At 72.1% G+C, this 18,029-nt stretch carries 19 protein-coding genes and 1 pseudogene; 11 read left to right on the top strand and 9 right to left on the bottom strand.

Annotated features, from left to right (window positions below):
• Positions 1-94: 94 nt before the first annotated feature.
• Both AQI88_RS00580 and AQI88_RS00575 read left to right on the top strand, forming a co-directional pair.
• Complete coding sequence (locus AQI88_RS00580) at positions 95-1,129, top strand: LacI family DNA-binding transcriptional regulator (RefSeq protein WP_079057375.1); 1,035 nt, start codon at positions 95-97, stop codon at positions 1,127-1,129.
• 134 nt (positions 1,130-1,263) lie between these two features.
• The gene (locus tag AQI88_RS00575; RefSeq protein ID WP_066989964.1) at positions 1,264-2,706 is read left to right on the top strand and encodes an aldehyde dehydrogenase family protein; all 1,443 of its coding nucleotides are present in this window, start codon (positions 1,264-1,266) and stop codon (positions 2,704-2,706) included.
• A 24-nt stretch (positions 2,707-2,730) separates the two neighbouring features.
• On the opposite strand, the gene trxA is transcribed toward AQI88_RS00575, so the two are convergent.
• On the bottom strand, positions 2,731-3,105 hold the full coding sequence (trxA, locus tag AQI88_RS00570) for a thioredoxin (protein ID WP_066989961.1): 375 nt from the start codon (positions 3,103-3,105) through the stop codon (positions 2,731-2,733).
• Positions 3,106-3,245: 140 nt separating this feature from the next.
• Here trxA and AQI88_RS00565 point away from each other — a divergent pair, with 140 nt between their 5' ends.
• Positions 3,246-4,676, top strand: coding sequence for a dihydrolipoyl dehydrogenase family protein (locus AQI88_RS00565; RefSeq protein WP_066989958.1), 1,431 nt, complete (start codon positions 3,246-3,248; stop codon positions 4,674-4,676).
• Positions 4,677-4,684: 8 nt separating this feature from the next.
• Here the strand turns inward: AQI88_RS00565 and AQI88_RS00560 are convergent, their stop codons facing one another.
• Complete coding sequence (locus AQI88_RS00560) at positions 4,685-5,329, bottom strand: peptide deformylase (protein WP_066989955.1); 645 nt, start codon at positions 5,327-5,329, stop codon at positions 4,685-4,687.
• A gap of 132 nt (positions 5,330-5,461) precedes the next feature.
• Here AQI88_RS00560 and AQI88_RS00555 point away from each other — a divergent pair, with 132 nt between their 5' ends.
• Genes AQI88_RS00555 through AQI88_RS00540 form a run of 4 tightly spaced genes read left to right on the top strand, consistent with a single transcriptional unit; the run spans position 5,462 to position 8,872 of the window.
• Positions 5,462-6,874 carry a PepSY-associated TM helix domain-containing protein gene (locus AQI88_RS00555; protein WP_066989953.1) on the top strand — a complete coding sequence of 471 codons (1,413 nt, stop codon included), beginning with the start codon at positions 5,462-5,464 and terminating at the stop codon, positions 6,872-6,874.
• A gap of 38 nt (positions 6,875-6,912) precedes the next feature.
• Positions 6,913-7,344 carry a BlaI/MecI/CopY family transcriptional regulator gene (locus tag AQI88_RS00550; protein ID WP_066989950.1) on the top strand — a complete coding sequence of 144 codons (432 nt, stop codon included), beginning with the start codon at positions 6,913-6,915 and terminating at the stop codon, positions 7,342-7,344.
• 6 nt (positions 7,345-7,350) lie between these two features.
• On the top strand, positions 7,351-8,280 hold the full coding sequence (locus AQI88_RS00545; RefSeq protein ID WP_066989947.1) for a M56 family metallopeptidase: 930 nt from the start codon (positions 7,351-7,353) through the stop codon (positions 8,278-8,280).
• A 16-nt stretch (positions 8,281-8,296) separates the two neighbouring features.
• Positions 8,297-8,872 (top strand): N-acetyltransferase, encoded by a 576-nt coding sequence (locus AQI88_RS00540; protein WP_066989943.1) that lies wholly within the window; start codon positions 8,297-8,299, stop codon positions 8,870-8,872.
• Between the two features lie 50 nt (positions 8,873-8,922).
• Here AQI88_RS00540 and AQI88_RS00535 read toward each other — a convergent pair whose 3' ends face one another.
• The 3 genes and pseudogenes from AQI88_RS00535 to AQI88_RS00525 all read right to left on the bottom strand — a co-directional run bounded on the left by AQI88_RS00535 (position 8,923) and on the right by AQI88_RS00525 (position 10,199).
• Positions 8,923-9,270 carry a tetratricopeptide repeat protein gene (locus tag AQI88_RS00535; RefSeq protein WP_066989941.1) on the bottom strand — a complete coding sequence of 116 codons (348 nt, stop codon included), beginning with the start codon at positions 9,268-9,270 and terminating at the stop codon, positions 8,923-8,925.
• A gap of 62 nt (positions 9,271-9,332) precedes the next feature.
• Positions 9,333-9,821, bottom strand: a pseudogene (locus AQI88_RS00530) (MarR family winged helix-turn-helix transcriptional regulator).
• Between the two features lie 69 nt (positions 9,822-9,890).
• A complete protein-coding gene (locus AQI88_RS00525) occupies positions 9,891-10,199 on the bottom strand; it encodes a hypothetical protein (protein ID WP_066989938.1) in 309 nt (102 codons plus the stop codon).
• 51 nt (positions 10,200-10,250) lie between these two features.
• Here AQI88_RS00525 and AQI88_RS00520 point away from each other — a divergent pair, with 51 nt between their 5' ends.
• Both AQI88_RS00520 and AQI88_RS00515 read left to right on the top strand, forming a co-directional pair.
• On the top strand, positions 10,251-11,417 hold the full coding sequence (locus AQI88_RS00520) for a PP2C family protein-serine/threonine phosphatase (protein WP_398697584.1): 1,167 nt from the start codon (positions 10,251-10,253) through the stop codon (positions 11,415-11,417).
• A gap of 13 nt (positions 11,418-11,430) precedes the next feature.
• Positions 11,431-11,724, top strand: a complete 294-nt coding sequence (locus AQI88_RS00515) for a hypothetical protein (protein WP_066989935.1) — start codon at positions 11,431-11,433, stop codon at positions 11,722-11,724.
• Positions 11,725-11,830: 106 nt separating this feature from the next.
• Here AQI88_RS00515 and AQI88_RS00510 read toward each other — a convergent pair whose 3' ends face one another.
• Positions 11,831-12,631 (bottom strand): oxygen-binding di-iron domain-containing protein, encoded by an 801-nt coding sequence (locus tag AQI88_RS00510; RefSeq protein ID WP_066989932.1) that lies wholly within the window; start codon positions 12,629-12,631, stop codon positions 11,831-11,833.
• A 253-nt stretch (positions 12,632-12,884) separates the two neighbouring features.
• Here AQI88_RS00510 and AQI88_RS00505 point away from each other — a divergent pair, with 253 nt between their 5' ends.
• The gene (locus AQI88_RS00505; protein ID WP_066989929.1) at positions 12,885-13,967 is read left to right on the top strand and encodes a class I SAM-dependent methyltransferase; all 1,083 of its coding nucleotides are present in this window, start codon (positions 12,885-12,887) and stop codon (positions 13,965-13,967) included.
• A gap of 93 nt (positions 13,968-14,060) precedes the next feature.
• Here AQI88_RS00505 and AQI88_RS00500 read toward each other — a convergent pair whose 3' ends face one another.
• Positions 14,061-14,960: an oxidoreductase gene (locus AQI88_RS00500; RefSeq protein WP_066991512.1), complete on the bottom strand. Its 900-nt coding sequence runs from the start codon at positions 14,958-14,960 to the stop codon at positions 14,061-14,063.
• 465 nt (positions 14,961-15,425) lie between these two features.
• Entirely contained in the window at positions 15,426-16,175 is a 750-nt protein-coding gene (locus AQI88_RS00495) for a TioE family transcriptional regulator (RefSeq protein ID WP_066989926.1), read from the bottom strand.
• Between the two features lie 46 nt (positions 16,176-16,221).
• Between AQI88_RS00495 and AQI88_RS00490 the strand changes: the two genes are divergently transcribed.
• Entirely contained in the window at positions 16,222-17,433 is a 1,212-nt protein-coding gene (locus tag AQI88_RS00490) for an erythromycin esterase family protein (RefSeq protein ID WP_066989923.1), read from the top strand.
• Positions 17,434-17,607: 174 nt separating this feature from the next.
• On the opposite strand, the gene AQI88_RS00485 is transcribed toward AQI88_RS00490, so the two are convergent.
• Positions 17,608-17,982: a VOC family protein gene (locus AQI88_RS00485; protein WP_066989920.1), complete on the bottom strand. Its 375-nt coding sequence runs from the start codon at positions 17,980-17,982 to the stop codon at positions 17,608-17,610.
• Positions 17,983-18,029: the final 47 nt, after the last annotated feature.

The following is an 18,029-nucleotide window of genomic DNA, read 5'->3' as shown; positions in this document are numbered from 1 at the left end:
GAACGTGTTCGCCAGCGGTCATTTTGGTTCAGCGATGAACGACGTTCCCCCGCCCGCCTCCGGCTCCGGCCCCTCTGTCAAGATGCGGTCTGTCATGGTGCAGATACCGAACACGCCCCCGTCCGCTGCGCCCGCAGCGCGCTCCGTGCCCACGAGTGCCGATGTGGCCCGGCTGGCCGGCGTCTCGCGTGCGACCGTCTCCTACGTCCTCAACAACACCAGCGCCGTACGGATCAGCGAGCCGACCCGCCGCCGGGTCCGTGAAGCCGCGCGGGAACTGGGGTACGTGCCCCATGCGGCCGCCCGCAGCCTGCGCGCCGGACACAGCCGGATGGTCCTGATGCCCGCCCCGGCGGTCCCGGTGGGCCCCCTCTACAGCCGCTTCCTCGACGAGCTCCAGTCGGCCCTCGGCCGCCTCGACTACACGGTCGTGCAGTACGGCGCGGTCGGCCTCCAGGGTGACGAGGCCGCCCGCGCCTGGGCCGAGTTGCGTCCCGTCGCCGTCCTGGTGCCCGGCACGGGGCTCGGCCCGCAGGGCGTCGCGGTCCTCAAGCGGTCCGGTGCCCGGGCCGTGGTGACCCTCGGACCCGAGCGCGTCGACGGCGCGCACGCCCTGCTGACGGACCACGGCGCCGTCGGCCACTGCGCCGCGGCCCATCTCCGGGCCCGCGGCCGGCGCCGTATCGGCGTGGTCGTGCCCGAGGAGCCGGGTCTGGAAGCGTTCTCCCGGCCCCGGCTCGCGGGTGTGCGCCGGGCCCTGCGTGGTACGGAGGCTGCCGTGACCGAGCTGCCGCTCGCGTACACCGAGCAGGCCGCCGCCGAACTCGCCGCCCGCTGGCGGGAGTTGGGGCTCGACGCGGTGTTCGCCTACAACGACGAGTACGCGATGCTACTGATGCGCGCCCTGCAGGACGAGGGTGTGCGCATCCCCGAGGAGGTGGCCGTCGTCGGCGCGGACGACCTGGTGCTCGGGCGGCTGCTGCGGCCCCGGCTCAGTACCGTCCACATCGAGCTGCCCTCCGGCCGTGATCTCGCGGAACTGGTCGACCGCGCGGTACGCGACCCCGGCGGGGAGCCCGAGGTGCGCAAGGTGCTGGGCGCGTCGCTCGTCCAGCGCGACTCCAGCTGACCGGGCTTCCGGCGGCGGTTAGGGTTCCGGAAGGGCATGGCTGCGATGTAGTTTCGCGCTCAACAAAATAGGCGCGTCCCCGGACCGGGCCCGCGCGCCGAGCCGTACCGCCCGGCGATCGATCGGAGAGCGACATGCCGCTGCTCGACCCGAACCCGATGTCTTGGCAGCCCCGCACCCTGGCGGGCCCCGAGTACACCGTCACCGAGCCCGCCACCGGCGAGGCGCTCGGCATGCTCACCCTCGCCGCACCCGAGGACATCGCCCCGGCGGCGCGCGCCGCCCGCGCCGCCCAGCGGGCGTGGGCCCGCGCACCGCACCTCGTACGGGCCCAAGTGCTGCGCAGGGCAGGGGACTTGTTCACCGAGCACGCCGGTGAACTGAGCACCTGGCTGGTCCGCGAGTCCGGGTCCGTCCCCGGCAAGGCGGACTTCGAACTGCACGTCGCCGCCCAGGAGTGCTACGAGGCCGCCGCCCTCGCCTCCCGTCCCGCCGGACAGGTGCTGCCCAGCGAGGCGCCCCGGCTGTCGTACACCCGCCGGGTCCCGGTCGGCGTGGTCGGGGTGATCGCGCCGTTCAACGCCCCGCTGATCCTCTCCATCCGCTCGGTCGCGCCGGCCCTCGCGCTCGGCAACGCGGTCGTCCTGAAGCCCGATCCGCGCACCGCGGTCTGCGGCGGACTGGCCCTGGCCGCCGTCCTCGCCGAGGCCGGCCTGCCCGAGGACCTGCTCCAGGTGCTGCCCGGCGCCGCCGAGGCCGGGCAGGCGCTGGTCGAGGACCCGCTCGTCCCCGTCATCTCCTTCACCGGGTCCACCGCGGCCGGCCGCGCCGTCGGCGAGGCGGCCGGCCGCCACCTCAAGCGCGCCCACCTCGAACTCGGCGGAAACTCGGCCCTGATCGTGCTGGAGGACGCCGACCTGGACGCGGTGATCTCCACGGCCGCCTGGGGATCCTTCTTCCACCAGGGCCAGATCTGCATGACGACCGGCCGCCACCTGGTCCACGCCTCCCTGTACGAGGAGTACGTCGAACGGCTCGCCGCCAAGGCCGACTCGCTCGCCGTCGGCGACCCGCACCGCGAGCAGGTGCACCTGGGCCCGGTCATCGACGCGGGCCAACTCGCCAAGGTCCACGGGCTGGTGGAGACCAGCACCGCGTGCGGCGCGAAACTCGCCGCGGGCGGCACCTACCGGGATCTCTTCTACCGGCCGACCGTGCTGGCCGGGGCCGACGACCGCACCCCGGCCTACACCGAGGAGGTCTTCGGCCCGGTCGCCCCGGTCCGCTCCTTCGCCACCGCCGACGAGGCGGCCGCGCTCGCGGCGGACAGCGCCTACGGCCTCTCCCTCGGCATCGTCACCCGGGACACCACACGCGGCCTGGACCTCGCCGAACGCATCCCGACCGGTATCGTCCACATCAACGACCAGACGGTGAACGACGAGGCGGTGGCCCCCTTCGGCGGCGTCGCCGCGTCCGGGACCGGCGCCCGCTTCGGCGGCGAGGCCAACCTGGAGGCCTTCACCGACCTGCGCTGGACGACCGTACGCGGCGACGTGGCGCCGTACCCCTTCTGAGGATTGCCGTACCCCTTCCGAGGATTACTGGGCGTTGCCCTCCTGGGCGGCGATGCTCTTGCGGACCTCGTCCATGTCCAGCTTCCGGGCCTGCCCGATGACGTCCGTGAGGGCGGCCTCGGGCAGGGCGCCAGGCTGGGCGAAGACCGCGACCTGGTCGCGGACGATCATCAGCGTCGGGATCGACTGGATGCCGAAGGCCTGGGCCAGCTCCGGCTGGGCCTCGGTGTCCACCTTGCCGAACACCAGGTCGGGGTTGTCCTCCGCGGCCTTCTCGTAGACCGGCGCGAACTGGCGGCACGGCCCGCACCAGGACGCCCAGAAGTCGATGAGAACGAACTCGTTCTCGGTGACCGTCTGGTCGAAGTTCTCCTTGGTCAGCTCCACAGTGCTGCTCATGGCGTGATGTCCTCTTCCTGGTGTGGGGTGGTGCCGAGGGAACAAACACGGCACCCCGGCTGCCTATTCCGTGCGGGCACGGTCGTACCGGCGCGCGTACCCGTGTGGCCCCGGCGCCAACCACCCACCAGACTGACCCCATGACGGAAACGGAATCCATCGCGTACGACGTCGTGGTGCTCGGGGCCGGACCCGTGGGGGAGAACGTCGCCGACCGCACCCGCGCGGCCGGTCTCACCACTGCGGTCGTGGAGAGCGAGCTGGTCGGCGGCGAGTGCTCGTACTGGGCCTGCATGCCCAGCAAGGCACTGCTGCGGCCGGTCATCGCCCAGGCGGACGCCCGCCGCCTGCCCGGCCTGAGCCAGGCGGTCCAGGGCCCCCTCGACGCGCCCGCCGTCCTCGCCCGCCGGGACGCGTACACCTCGCACTGGCAGGACGACGGCCAGGTCCGCTGGCTGGACGGCATCGGCGCCGACCTGTACCGCGGCCACGGCCGCCTGGCCGGGCCCCGAACGGTCACCGTGACCGGTCCCGATGGCACCGTGACCACCCTCACCGCCCGGCATGCCGTGGCCGTCAGCACCGGCACCCGCGCCCAGCTGCCCGACCTGCCGGGCCTGGCCGAGGTCAAGCCCTGGACCAGCCGTGAGGCCACCAGCGGCAAGGCGGCCCCCGGTCGGCTGATCGTGGTCGGCGGCGGTGTCGTCGCCACCGAGATGGCCACCGCCTGGCAGGCCCTCGGCTCGCGAGTCACCCTCCTGGTCCGGGGCAAGGGTCTGCTCGGCCGCATGGAGCCGTTCGCCGGGGAACTGGTCGCCCAGGCCCTCACCGAGGCGGGCGTCGACGTCCGCACCGGCACCTCCGTCGAGTCCGTCACCCGCGTGAACGGCACCGTCGTGGTGGTCACCGCCGCCGGCGACCGCCTCGAGGCCGACGAGATCCTCTTCGCCACCGGACGCGTCCCGCACACCGACGACATCGGCCTCGACACCGTCGGCCTGGAACCCGGCTCATGGCTGGAGGCCGACGACAGCCTGCGCGTCACCGGCACCGACTGGCTGTACGCCGTCGGCGACGTCAACCACCGCGCCCTCCTCACCCACCAGGGCAAGTACCAGGCCCGCATCGCGGGCGCCGCCATCGCCGCCCGCGCCGCGGACAGCTCCCTGCTGGACGAGCCCTGGGGCGCCCACGCGGCCACGGCCGACCACTACGCCGTACCGCAGGTCGTCTTCACCGACCCGGAGGCCGCCGCGGTCGGTCTCTCCCTCGCCGAGGCGGAACAGGCCGGCCACCGCGTCCGTGCCGTCGACGTCGAGTTCTCCTCGGTCGCCGGGGCCGGCATGTACGCCGAGGGCTACAAGGGCCGCGCCCGGATGGTGGTCGACCTGGAGGAGGAGATCCTGCGCGGCGTCACCTTCGTCGGCCCGGGCGTCGGCGAACTCATCCACTCCGCGACCGTCGCGGTCGCGGGCCGCGTCCCGGTCGGCCGCCTGTGGCACGCGGTCCCGTCGTATCCGACGCTGAGCGAGGTGTGGCTGCGGCTGCTGGAGGCGTTCCGGGACAACTGAGCGTCGGCTCAGGGCAGTTCAAAACCCAGCGCCTCGGCCGCCGCCCGCGGGGTCGGCTGCCCCCAGCGGGCGGCCACCGCCTCGTTCGTGGACAGGGAACGCAGCTCGGCGCGGTCGAGGTAGAGCAGGCCGTCGAGGTGGTCCGTCTCGTGCTGGACGATGCGGGCCGGCCAGCCGGTGAACACCTCGTCCACGGCGCGGCCCTGTTCGTCCTGGCAGCGCAGCCGCACCTCGGCGTGCCGGGCCACGACCGCCTGCCAGCCGGGCACACTCAGACAGCCCTCGAAGAACGCGGCCCGGGCGGTGCCCACGGGCTCGTACGACGGGTTCACCAGGACCCGGAACGGCTGTGGCACCCGGCCCCGGGCCAGCGCCACCTCCTCCGGCACGGGCGCCGGGTCCTCGATGACCGCGATCCGCAGGGGCACGCCGACCTGCGGCGCGGCCAGGCCCACGCCCGGGGCCGCGTGCATGGTGTCGCGCAGGGCCTCCACGAAGCGGCCCAGCAGCGCGGGACCGAGCTGCCCGTCGTACGGTTCGGTGCCCTGGCGCAGCACCGGCAGGCCGGCCGCGACGATGGGCAAGGGGCCGCCGGCGGCGAGGAGTTCCTCGACCCGCTCGGCGAGAGGTGCGCGATCACTGGGAGGTGCCATCGCGTCAGCATGCCATGCCCGCCTGCCGCTCCAAGTGGCGCAGGTCACCAACACTCCGGGGAACTCCGGCGCTTCGCGATCCGACCACTGGACCGCCCCCGCTTTCGGCCCCAGTCCCCGGAGAAGCCGCCGATGTCCACCGCTATCCCGCCCGCCACGGACCAGACACCCACACCGCCCGCCCCGGCCCCCTCCCCGAGCCGCTGGGCCCCGCTGCGCCCCCTCGTCCTGCGCCTGCACTTCTACGCGGGCCTCCTCGTCGCCCCGTTCCTGCTGGTCGCCGCCGTCACCGGCCTGCTGTACGCGGGCTCGTTCCAGGCCGAGAAGCTCGTGTACGGCCATGAACTGACCGTTCCCGTCGGGGAACGCGAGCTGCCCGTCTCCGCCCAGGTGGCCGCCGCCCGCAAGGCCCACCCCGAGGGCACCCTCTCGGCCGTACGGCCCGCACCCGAGCCCGGCGCGACCACCCGGGTGCTGCTCTCCGGCGTCAAGGGCGTCGACCCCGGCCACACCCTCGCCGTGTTCGTGGACCCGTACACCGGCACGGTGCGCGGCGCGCTCGAACAGTACGGCGCGACCGGCGCGCTGCCCCTGCGCACCTGGGTCGACGAACTCCACCGCGACCTGCACCTGGGCGAGACCGGCCGGCTCTACAGCGAGCTGGCGGCCAGCTGGCTGTGGGTGATCGCGGGCGGCGGCCTGGTGCTGTGGTTCTCCCGGCGGCGCGCCCTGCGCAAGGTGCGCGGGACCAGCGGGCGGCGCCGCACCCTCGGCCTGCACGGCACGGTCGGCGCCTGGGCCGCCACCGGCTTCCTGTTCCTGTCGGCGACGGGCCTGACCTGGTCCACCTACGCCGGCGCCCACATCGACGAGCTGCGCACCTCGCTCGGCCAGGCCACCCCGTCCGTCTCCGCGGCCGCGCCCGGCGGCGAGCACGCGGGCCACGGCACGGCGGCCAGCGCAGGCGGGGACGGCGGGCACGGGGCCGGCCTCGACAAGGTGCTCGCGGCGGCGCGGGCCAAGGGGCTCGGCGACCCCGTGGAGATCGTGCCGCCCGCCGACGCACACAGCGCCTACGTCGTCAGACAGGTCCAGCGCAGCTGGCCGGAGAAGCAGGACGCCGTCGCCGTCGACCCGGCCACCGGCAAGGTCACCGACGAACTGCGCTTCGCCGACTACCCGGTGCTCGCCAAGCTCACCCGCTGGGGCATCGACCTGCACACCGGCGTCCTCTTCGGGATCGTCAACCAGATCGCCTTCGCCCTGCTCGCCCTCGCCCTGATCCTGCTCATCGGGTGGGGCTACCGCATGTGGTGGCAGCGTGGCCGCGGCTCCGCCTTCGGCCGCCCGCTCCCGCGCGGCGCCTGGGCCCAGGTGCCGCCGTACCTCCTCGTACCGGCCCTGGCGGTGATCGCCGTACTCGGGTACTTCGTGCCGCTGCTCGGCATCCCGCTGGCCGCGTTCATCGCCGTCGACATCGGCCTCGGCGAGATCGCGCACCGGCGCGGGCGTCGCACGTACGGGAGCACAGCCGGCGTGAAGTAGCGTGGTCCGGCAGGCCGATGAAGAGGGAGAGTCGGGACATGGTGCGGGACGGCGGCCGGGCCCGGCGGCGCGGCCAGGGTGAACTGGAGGGTCAGGTCCTCGGTGCGCTGCGCGAGGCGGAGGGACCGGTCACCGCAGCCTGGGTGCAGGAACGCCTCGGCGGCGACCTCGCCTACACCACCGTCGTCACCATCCTCACCCGGCTGCTCGCCAAGGACGTCGTCGCCCGCGAACGGCAGGGCCGCTCCTTCCTGTGGACGCCCACCGCCGACGTGGCCCGGCTCGCCGCTCTGCGCATGCGCCGCCTGCTGGACGGCGAGCGGGACCGTCAGGCCGTCCTGGCGAGCTTCGTCACGGCCCTGCCGCCGGGCGACGAACAGGTGCTGCGGGCGCTGCTGGACGCCGCCGAGCCCGGCTCGGTGAACAGCAGGAAGACTGCGCACACCCGCGACGGCGGTACGGAAGACTGAGCGCCCATGGGGGTCTTCGTCTTCCTGCCGCTGGTGCTGCCGCTGTCCGCCTGGCCGGTCGCCCGGCTCGCCGAGGGGCATCTGCATCCGCGCACCGCCACCCGGCTGCTCACCGCGGTCGCCGTGGTCATGGCCGTGTGCAGCACGCTGTGCCTGGCCCTGCTGATGGTCGTGGGCACCGCCCAGCTGCCCGGCAACCCCCTCCCGGACGGCTGGTCCGACCCCGAGGTGCGGGCCGCCGTCCCGCACGACGAGGTCGCCGGCCGCGTCGCCATCCCCGCCCTCGGCGCGGTCGCCGTCGCCTGCGGCCGCACCCTGTGGCGGCACCGCCGGGTCACCCGCCGGGCCCACCGCGCACTGGCCGCGCTGCCCGGCCCGACGGTGGCCGTCCTGCCCGACAGCACGCCGTACGCCTACGCCCTGCCCGGCGGCCGGGGCCGGATCGTCGTCACCACCGCGCTGCTGTCCGGGCTCGCCCCCGCCGAACGGCGCGCCCTGTTCGCCCACGAGCGCGCCCACCTCGCCGCCCGCCACCACCGCCATCTGCTCGCCGCCCACCTGGCTGCCCGGGCCAACCCCTTCCTGCGTCCGCTGCGCACGGCAGTCGTCTACACGGCCGAGCGCTGGGCGGACGAGGAGGCGGCCCGCGCGGTCGGCGACCGGCGCACCGTCGCCCGCGCGATCGGCAAGGCGGCGCTGCTGTCCCGTGGCACCCCCGCGCCCACCCTCGCCGCGCTCGCGGCGACCGGCCCCGTCCCGCGCCGGGTGGCCGCCCTGCTGGCACCCGCCCCCGCGGCCCGCACCTGGCCGTCGGCCTTCACTGCGGTCGGCCTCGCCGCCTGGGGCGCGGCCGCGGGCGCCCTGATGTCGGCGATGTCCTCGGCGAACTCGGCCGTCACCCTGTTCCGGATCCTGCACTCGGCGACCCCGCTGTGACCTGGGGAGGTCACCGATGACGTTCACGGTACGGCCCCTGTCCCCGGCCACCTGGCCGGACTTCGCCCGGCTGGTCGAGGAGCACGACGGCGTGTGGGGCGGCTGCTGGTGCATGGCCTTCCACGAGGAGGGCGTCGGCCGGACGAAGACCCCGCAGCAGAACCGGTCCGGGAAGGAGCGGCGGGTGCGGGAGGGCCGGGCCCACGCGGCGCTCGTGTACGACGGCGCCGACTGCGTCGGCTGGAGCCAGTTCGGGCCGGCCGCCGAACTGCCCCGCATCAAGCACCGCCGCGCCTACGAGGCCGGGGACCCGGTGCTGCCCGACTGGCGGATCACCTGCTTCTTCGTGCACCGCGCCCACCGGCGCACCGGGGTGGCCTCCGCCGCGCTCGACGGCGCCCTGCGCGAGATCGCCCGGCTGGGCGGAGGCACCGTTGAGAGCTGCCCGCAGGACACGGACGGCGGCTCGGTGTCGGCGTCCTTCCTGCACAACGGCACCCTGGCGATGTTCGAGAGCCGGGGCTTCACCCGCGGCCGCCGCCTGGGCAAGAACCACTGGGTCGTCGCCCGGACGGTCCGCCGGCCGGCCTGAGACGCGCGAAGGGCCCGGTTCCTCGACGGAACCGGGCCCGCTCACGCCGTTCACTCCTCAGGGAAGTCACCCGCGAGCGCCGAGGCGATCCGCAGGTGCTGTGCCGCCTCCTCGTGCCGAGCCTGCCGCTGGAGCGTGCGGCCCAGCATCAGCCGGGCGTAGTGCTCCACCGGGTCGCGCTCCACGACGAGCCGCAACTCGGCCTCCGCACGGCTCAGTTGGGCCGAGTGGTAGTAGGCGCGGGCCAGCAGCAGTCGGGGGCCGGTCTGCTCCGGAACCTCCTCGACCAGCCCGGCCAGCACCCGCGCCGCGCCCGCGTAGTCCTGGGCCTCGAAGAACAGCTGCGCGCGCTCCCAGCGCTCGGCGGGGGTTCCCTGGCCGTAGTACGTGCTCTCCACTTGCGTCTCCACTCACGACCTCCTTCGACGGCCACAACGGAACGCAGTAGTTCAATATTCCACTACTTCTCCTGCTGCTGCGGCAGACCGGCCGCAGCGGGGTCGAGGGGTGCGTCGAGCAGCGCCGTCAGGTCGCGGGTCAGCTCCCGGGTCCGCGCACTGTCCGGACCGCCGAGCGGCTCCAGCAGCTGGGCCAGCAGGCCCTGGACGATGCCGATCGCCCGCCGGGTGGCCTCACGGCCCTCGTCGGTGAGCGCGAGCTGTACCGCGCGCGGGTCGCGCGGGTCCTTGGCGCGCTCCAGGAGTCCAGCTGCCTCCAGGCTGCGCGCGAGCTTGGAGACGTACAGCGGTTCCAGGCCGGTGTGGTCGGCGAGGCGCCGCTGGCTGGGCCGCTCGCCCGCGCCCTACATGCCGTACAGCGACGCCACCAGTGAGTACTGGGCGTGGGTGAGGCCGAGCGGGGCCACCGCCCGGTCGACGGCGACCCGCCACTTCATCGACAGCCGCCACACCAGGAAACCGGGGGTGGCTCCTTCGGATGCCTTGCTCATGGCGGATGCTGTACATGGCTACTATGGCGGCGGAGTCACCACCCTGACCGTGCGGCTGGGACGTGGTCCCTACGGAGCGTCTGCCGGGAGATTGCGCTGGCAGAAGCGCCGGTAGGCGCGTACCGAGGGGCCGTCCGCCGCTGACCGGAGGTCCCTGTCCACCGGTCGCATCCAGCACAGGATGTCGCGGTCCGCACGTGCATTGCGCCGGACCATGCGCCAGACGATGCCCGCCGGCGGGCGGTTGACGGGCCACAGCAGCCAGCCCGGGCGCAGCGTCCGGATCGCCGGAGGAAGGTTCACCCCCGAGGGTTCCGTGTCGCGGGTCCCGCTCCACGGCAGTCCAGCGCCGTACGGCCGGTCGGCCTGCGAGGTCACAGCGGTCCTCCCTGTTCGTCAGGTGTCCTCGACAGTGGCAATGTGGAAGATGTGAACGCCGAGCACGGCTTGGCTGGTGTGCGGCAGCTGCGGCAGTCGAGCCACGCGCTGTTGCTGATCCCGATCGTGCTCATCGTGGTGATCACGGCGGCGGACCAGATGGTCCCGGAGGACGTCCATCTCGGCCCGCTCCTGGTCATCGCCCCTGCGATCACCGCCTCGTTCGCCGGCCCCAGGCTGACTGCGCTGATCGGGTTCCTGACCGTGGCGGCGCAGGCATACATCGGCTGGCACTTCGGCGTGCTGTTCTCGCGCAACGTGCTGGTCCAGATCCTCGCCCTGACGGTGCTGTCAGCCCTGATCGTTTTCTTCTGCCTGGTGCGCGTGCGACACCAGCGCCAGCTGGCCCAGGTGCGCTCGGTCGCCGAGGCCGCGCAGCACGGCCTGCTGTGGCCGCTGCCGGAGCGGATGGGCCCCTTGCGGATCGCCTGCCTGTACCTGGCCGCCGAGGACGAGGCACAGATCGGCGGTGACCTGTACGCGGCGACCCGCATCACCGGCGGCGTGCGCATCATGATCGGAGATGTACGGGGCAAGGGCCTGTCCGCCATCGGCGAGGCCGCCCTCCTGCTCGGGGCCTTCCGTGAGGCCGCCCACCGGCACGTCACTCTGCCCGATCTGGCCGCCACCCTGGAGCAGAGCGTGACCCGCTACCTGGCCGACTTCGAGCCCACCGCAGAGGCCGGCGAACGCTTTGCCACCACCCTGCTCCTGGAACTCCCCGACGACGACCACATCACCCGGATGATCAGCTGCGGACACCCCCCTCCCTTGTTGCTCACCCCCGGTAGCGCCCTGACGGTCCCCAGCCTGCACCCCGCGCCCCCACTGGGGATCGCAGAGACGGGACCGGATGGATACACCATCGACGTGGTTTCCTTCGAGCCCGGCGACACCCTCCTGCTCTACACGGACGGCGTCATCGAAGCCCGCGACGCCGACGGCCGCTTCTACCCCTTCGAGGCGCGGGCCGCCCAGTGGAACAAAGCCGGCCCCGAATCGCTGCTTCACCACATCCAACGCGATCTGCACGCCCATACCCGCGGACGCCTTGACGACGACGCGGCGCTCGTCGCGCTCCACCGCGAGCCCGACAGCCACCGACGCCGCCGCCACGGGCGTGTCACCCACTCGAGCGGCTTCGGTCACGCCTCCTGACAGGATCGGCTCCATGAGCACCGAGACGGACTGGGTGTACCGGGTGGACGAGCCGCACGGCTCCGAGGGCTGGCGTCCCCACGGCGACCATCCCGAGCGTTGGCGAGGGACCGTCACCACCGATGATCCGAAGGAGGACGCCGAGTACGTCGCCGCCCTCGTCGTGACCGACCTGGTGTCCGAGTGGGACCGCCGCGGCGCCGTCCACCAGCACGTCCGCGTGATCGTCTGGGAGGACGCGGAAGGCACCGGCCCCGAGGACGCGGCCCTCACCGTCGAGATCCAGCCGGACATCGACGGAGAGTGACGCCCGCCGGCCGGATCCGCGCACGAGCGGAATACCGGCCCTGGGGGCACCCGATAGACGGATCAGGGGATGGGCAGCTCCGCCCGATCAGCAGGCGCACCCGGCTTCACGCCCGTGGGACGTATCCCGGTGCGTCCTCGCCGGCGAGCACGCTGTGCCGGGTGACGAACTGGGGCTCCGGGCCGAATCGCCGTTCGAAACCGTCGGCAAGCGCGTGCAGCGCAGCGCCGCCGTCGCCGTGGAACGAGGAGCCGTGCATGACAGCCAGCGTGCGCGGCCGGAGGTCGGCGAGGGACCGCAGCGTGGTCACGGCTGCGGTGAGGCAGGACGTCTGCCGGAACGCGGCCTCCGCGTCGAGGGCGCGTTCGACCAGGTCTTCCCCGGTGACTGCCGGCCCGTTTCCGACGTGTGTGAACAGATCACCGCAGAGCAGGGTGCCGGTGGTCTCCTCGAAGAGGACCCGGGCATCCCAGCCATGCGGCACATGCGGCGTGTTGAGGTGGCGGACCCGCCGGCGGACCTGTTTGCCGCCCAGATCGAGCACCTCCCCGTGCGCCATCGGACGCGGAGGACGGTCGGCGAGGTCGTTGAGGGAGACCTGGCAGCCGAGCAGGCCGTGCGCCACTTCGGCGTGCGGCGCCGCGGCCAGGAATTCGTTCATGGCCCCGCATTCGTCGGCCTCCACGTGACCGAAGGCGATCCACCGCAGCCGTTCCATGGGCACCACCCGGCCGACGGCCTGGGAGACAGCGGGGAACAGGTGCTTCATGCCGGTGTGGAACAGCAGCGGCTCCTCCGCCTTGATCAGGAACTGGTTGAAGGTGAACCCGGCGGGCTCGGCCACTTCCGGGAAGAACGTCGAAATCCGATAGATGCCATCGGCGATCTCATCGACACACGTCTCCACGGCACGGCCTCCTCAGAGCAGCAAGCGGTGCCTTGCACGCTACGCAGGGGATCCGGGCAGAGCCATCCGGCTACTCCGTGCGGACCACGCGCCCTCTCGCCGCGGAACCGACCGCTCCACCACGCCGACACGCAGCCACGCGAAGGCTGTCCCAGTTCCGTAAGATCCGGGACTCCAAATGGGGCATAACCTGGCAATCGGGCACCTTTGGGTGTCGCTGATGCCTCGTCGCCACCCCGTTGAAGGAGCGGTCATGTCGGTTCTCGGAGCGCAGCAGGCGCCACTGGATCCCGCCAGGCAGGAGGCATTCGCCGCCGAAGTGGTCGATGTGCTCAACAAGGCGGCGCTGGCCCTGCTCACCAGCGTCGGCCACCAGTGCGGCCTCTTCGACGCCCTGGCCGGCCTTCCGCCGTCGTCCAGTGCCGACATCGCCAAGGCGGCGGACCTCGACGAACGGTATGTGCGTGAATGGCTGGGCGGCATGGTCGTCGGCGGATTCGTCGAGTACGACCCGGAGGGGGAGACCTTCGTCCTGCCGCCGGAGCACGCGGCGTCGCTGACCACGGCGGCGGGCCCGGACAACCTGGCGGGCATGATGCCCTACATCGGGCTCATGGGCGAGGTCGAGCAGCAGGTCGTACGGTGCTTCCGGGACGGCGGAGGTGTGCCGTACTCGGCGTATCCGCGGTTCCAGGCGTTGCAGGCCGAGGAGACCGCCCGGGTCTACGACCTGGCGCTGGTGGACACGATCGTGCCGCTCGTGCCAGGGCTGCCCGAGCGCCTGCGTGACGGCATCGACGTCCTCGACGTGGGAACGGGGCAGGGCCATGCGCCCCTGGTGCTGGCGAAGGCTTTTCCCACCAGCCGTTTCCACGGTCTGGACCAGTCGGAGTCCGGGATCGATACCGCACGTGCCGCGGCGGCCCGTGCCGATCTGCGGAACGTCCGCTACACCGTTGCCGATTCGACAGACATCAGCGGCGAGTACGACCTCATCACCGCCTTCGATGTGGTCCACGACCTCGCCCGGCCGGCCGAGACGCTGGCGGCGATCGCCCGAGTCCTGCGTGACGGGGGCACGTTCCTCATGGGCGACATCGCCGCCTCCAGCAGGCTGGAGGAGAACATCGGTCATCCCTTCGGGCCCGCGCTCTACGGCTTCTCCGTCTTCTACTGCATGACGACCTCCCTCAGCACCGGCGGAGCCGGTCTCGGCACGGTCTGGGGTCAGGAGACGGCGGTGCGCATGCTCGAAGAGGCCGGGTTCGGGAACATCGACATCAAGTCCGTCGAGGGCGACCCGGTCAACGTCTACTACGTCGCGACCAAGCGCTGACGGCCTGGCACACCCGCGGCGCGCCGGTCAGAGGGTTCGTGCCTGACAAGGGCGGTCCTGCATCTGTTCAAGCGCGTCTGCCGGCAGTCGGTATCAGGGTGCAGTGCAGTCGATCGAATCGAGGAGTTCGAGGTCTTCCTCTGTCAGATGCAGTGAGCCTGCCGCCAGGTTGTCGATGAGGTGGTCCGGGTCGCCCGTTCCTGGGATGGCCAGGACATGCTTGCCCTGTCGCAGGGTCCATGCCAGACGTACCTGCGCCGGCGAGACTCTGTGTGCACGGGCGACCGTGAGGATCTGTTCCCGCTCGGCGCGGACGGCGCCCGCCTCGCGTCCCTCGCCGGCGATGGAGAAGAAGGGTACAAACGCGATGCCTTGTGCGGCGCATGTCTGGAGCATCTCCGCGCCGGCGCGTGCGTCGATGCCGTAGCGGTTCTGGACGCACACCACGGGCGCGATCGCTTGGGCTTGGGCCAGGTGAGTGGGGCGTGCGCCGGAGATGCCGAGGTGGCGGACCAGTCCGGCATCACGCAGTTCGGTGAGGGCCCCGAAGTGCTCGCTGATCGAGTCCTGGCCCATGAGGCGCAGGTTGACCACGTCGAGGTGGTCGCGGCCGAGCTGGCGCAAATTCTCCTCGACTTGGCCACGCAACTGATCGGGCCGGGCCGGGGCCGCCCACTCACCGGACGCGTCCCGTGCGGGGCCGACCTTGGTGGCGATCACCAGGTCGTCCGGGTACGGGGCCAACGCCGAGTTGATCAGCTCGTTGGCGGAGCGCAGCCGGGAGAAGTAGAACGCCGCGGTGTCGACGTGATTGACGCCGAGTTCAACCGCACGGCGCAGTACGCCGATCACCTGACTGCGGTCGTGCGGGACGCCCCGGTGGAAGGCGGCACTGCCGGTCAATCGCATGGCACCGAAACCGATCCGGTTGACCGTGAGATCTCCAAGCAGCCATGTGCCTGCGGCCCCTGCACGGACTGTCTCCAACGTCATCTCTTCCATCAGCTCCTTCGCAACAGCCCACGCACTTCGGTGATTTGAGGCGGGGCAGGCATGGAGTATGCCCAGGTGGGAGCGGTGACGAGAAGGCACCTGATGGCGGATGAATGTCACAGTGAAACCGGGAATCTGCGCAAGGCACACAAGGTTGTCAGTGGTGACGCCTTCGCGGTTTGCCGAGAGTCACCGGCGCCGCGTCGTCGTAGGCCTGGTGCTGCATTCCAACGGGGACGCGATGGACGTCGCGGTTGCCGACGGCCGGATCGTCGGGGTGCGCGGACGGCCCGATGACGGCACGGGTGCGGTCGGCCAACTGCGGCGCGTGGTTGAGGAGTTCATGGCACGGGGCCGGACCGCCGGTCGCCTGGGGAGGTCATCGGGACGGGGCTGTTGAGCGGCGGCCAGCGGGAGTTGCCGGGCGGCCGGATCAGGGCCGTGGTTGACGAGGCGATGGTGTGGTCACTCGGCCTGTCTCCGGGCGGGGTCGTCCGGTCGGCAGTCGAGGTAGGTGTCCAGTGCGGCGGCGCCGGTGAGCATGGCGCGGCTGCGGGCCGAGAGGCGCGCATGCCAGTCACGCAGCGTCGATTCAAGGGGTGCGACGCCTCCGGCGGAGCGGACTTGGACGATCAGCGGGGCGATCTGTTCCAGCAGGTAGCCGCCTCGTCTGAGCTGGTGGACGAGTTTGGCGTCGCGCACGTCGGCCGCGCTGTAGACCCGGTAGCCCGTCTGCGGGTCGCGGCGCGGTTGGACCAAGCCGACGCGTTCCCATGTGCGCAGCGTGGCCGGGCGGATGCCGAGCCTTTTCGCCAGCGGGCCGACGAACGTGTCGCCGCGTTCCTGCGGTACGGGACTGAGGTCGTGAAGCGCGCCTTCGACGGCCTGGAGGGTGCGGCGGTCGTCGAGAAGCTGGGCGTGACTTTCGTCGATGAGCCGAAGAGCGTCCTCAGTCGTGCCCCGGTTGATCGACTGCATGATCAACGTGGCCGTCCGGTGGCCGTGTCCGGGTACGAGCGCGAGGAACGCGCGCAGCGCTTGCGCGTGCAGCGGCGTGTAGGTGCGGTAGCCGTGCGGAGTGCGTTCGGCGTCCGGCAGGATCCCGGCCGCCTCGTAGTTCCTGACCGCCTGTGTGGACAGGCCGTGCCCACGCGCCAGGTCGACTGGCCTGAGCCGACCGCGGTCTTGAGGGTTTTGCCTCACTGCTTTGCCCATATCGCGAATAAGTTTCAACCGATGCTTCAACGATACCGTTGAGGGCATGACTGCTGCTATCAAAGACGCCGCCCAAGCCGTCGACGCCGCTGCCGTCATGGGGTTGCTCCCGGCCCGGCCGCGGCTGCTTGCCCTGGGTGAGCCCACCCACGGCGAGGACGTTCTGCTCGAGGTGCGAAACGATCTCTTCCGGCAACTCGTCGAACAGGAGCGCTACCGGACGATCACGATCGAGAGCGACTGCATGAGGGGCCTGGTCGTGGACGACTACGTCACGTCGGGTACGGGAACCCTCGACGAGGTCATGGAGCGCGGCTTCAGCCATCCGGAGATCGGGCTCGGCGCGTCTGCGGCCAACCGCGAGCTTGTGCGCTGGATGCGTGCGTACAACGACGGCCGGCCCGAGTCGGAGCAGTTGCGCTTCGCCGGTTTCGACGGCCCGCTGGAGATCACCGGCGCCGAGAGCCCCCGGCAGGCCCTCACCGCACTCCACGCCTACCTCACCGCCCGGGTGGACGCCGACCTGCTTCCCTGCACCACGGAAACGCTCGACCACCTGCTCGGCGCCGACGCCCGGTGGACCGATCCCGCCGCGATGATGGACCCGTCCCGGTCCGTGGGACAGACGCCCGAGGCCAAGCAGCTGCGGCTGCTCGCCGACGACCTGGTAGCCCTGCTTGACACGCAGACGCCACACCTGATCGCGGCGTCCTCGTCGGACGACTGGGACCGGGCACGCATGTACGGTCGTACCGCCACCGGACTGCTGCGGTACCACTTCTGGATGGCCGACCCGTCACCGAGCCGCATGGCGCAGCTGCTGGGCGTGCGGGCGTCGATGATGGCCGCCAACCTGCTCGCCCTCGCCGAGCGCGGCCCGGCGCTGGCGTACGCCCACAACGGGCATCTCCAGCGGGACAAGAGCAGGATGCAGATGAGCGGCCTGCCGGTGGAATGGTGGAGCGCCGGGGCGATCGTCAGCGCCCAACTGGGCGATGAGTACGCCTTCATGGCCACGGCTCTCGGCACGATCCGCCACCACGGGGTGGACACCCCGCCCCCGGACACTGTCGAAGGGCTCTTGTACGCGCTCCCGGAGGACCGGTACGTCGTCGACCCCCGCCGGCTGGCCGCTGTCCTCGGTGACACGACGCCCGCTCCCCGCGTGTCCCCCTGGTTCGGCTACTCCCCGCTGGACCCGGCCCATATGGCCGGCCATGACGGGATCGTGTTCGTCAAGGACGCCCCGCCGAGCTAGGCCCGCACGCGAGCCGCACCCCCACGACATGTCCTCCGGCAAACGGGGGCGGCCGACGCTCCCACTCCGGTGCTTGCCGACGGCCCCACCTACGACCAGCTCTACGCGGAGGCCCGCCGCCGGACATCCGCGGCCGCTCGTCGACCGAGCGGCTCGGCGTCAGGACGCACGTGGTCAGAGGGGCTGGAGCCGGGTGCGCAGGAGGCAGAATTCGTTGCCTTCCGGGTCGGCCAGGACGTGCCAGCTCTCGGTGCCGGTCTGGCCGACGTCGGCGGGCCTGGCGCCGAGAGCGAGCAGCCGCTCCAGCTCGGCGTCCTGGTCCCGGTCGGTGGCGTTGACGTCGATGTGCAGTGGGAGCTTCCCGGTCCGTGGGTCGCTGCTGGGGCTGAGGACGAGGGTGGGCTGCGGGCCGGCGTCGGGCGGCCCGATCGCGATGCTTCCGTCGTCCTCCCGGCCGAGTTCGACGTAGCCGAGGACGTCGCTCCAGAATGCGGCGAGCCGGTTGGGGTTGGCGCAGTCGATGACCAGTTCACTGATGCGGCATGCCATCCCGTCAGTGTACGTAGACAACCCGGGAGTCGATCGTCGGCCGCGTG

It is taken from the genome of Streptomyces cellostaticus (assembly GCF_001513965.1).
GTDB lineage: Bacteria > Actinomycetota > Actinomycetes > Streptomycetales > Streptomycetaceae > Streptomyces > Streptomyces cellostaticus.
Note: the sequence above shows the minus strand (reverse complement) of the source record. Positions and strands in the feature narration are given on the sequence as shown.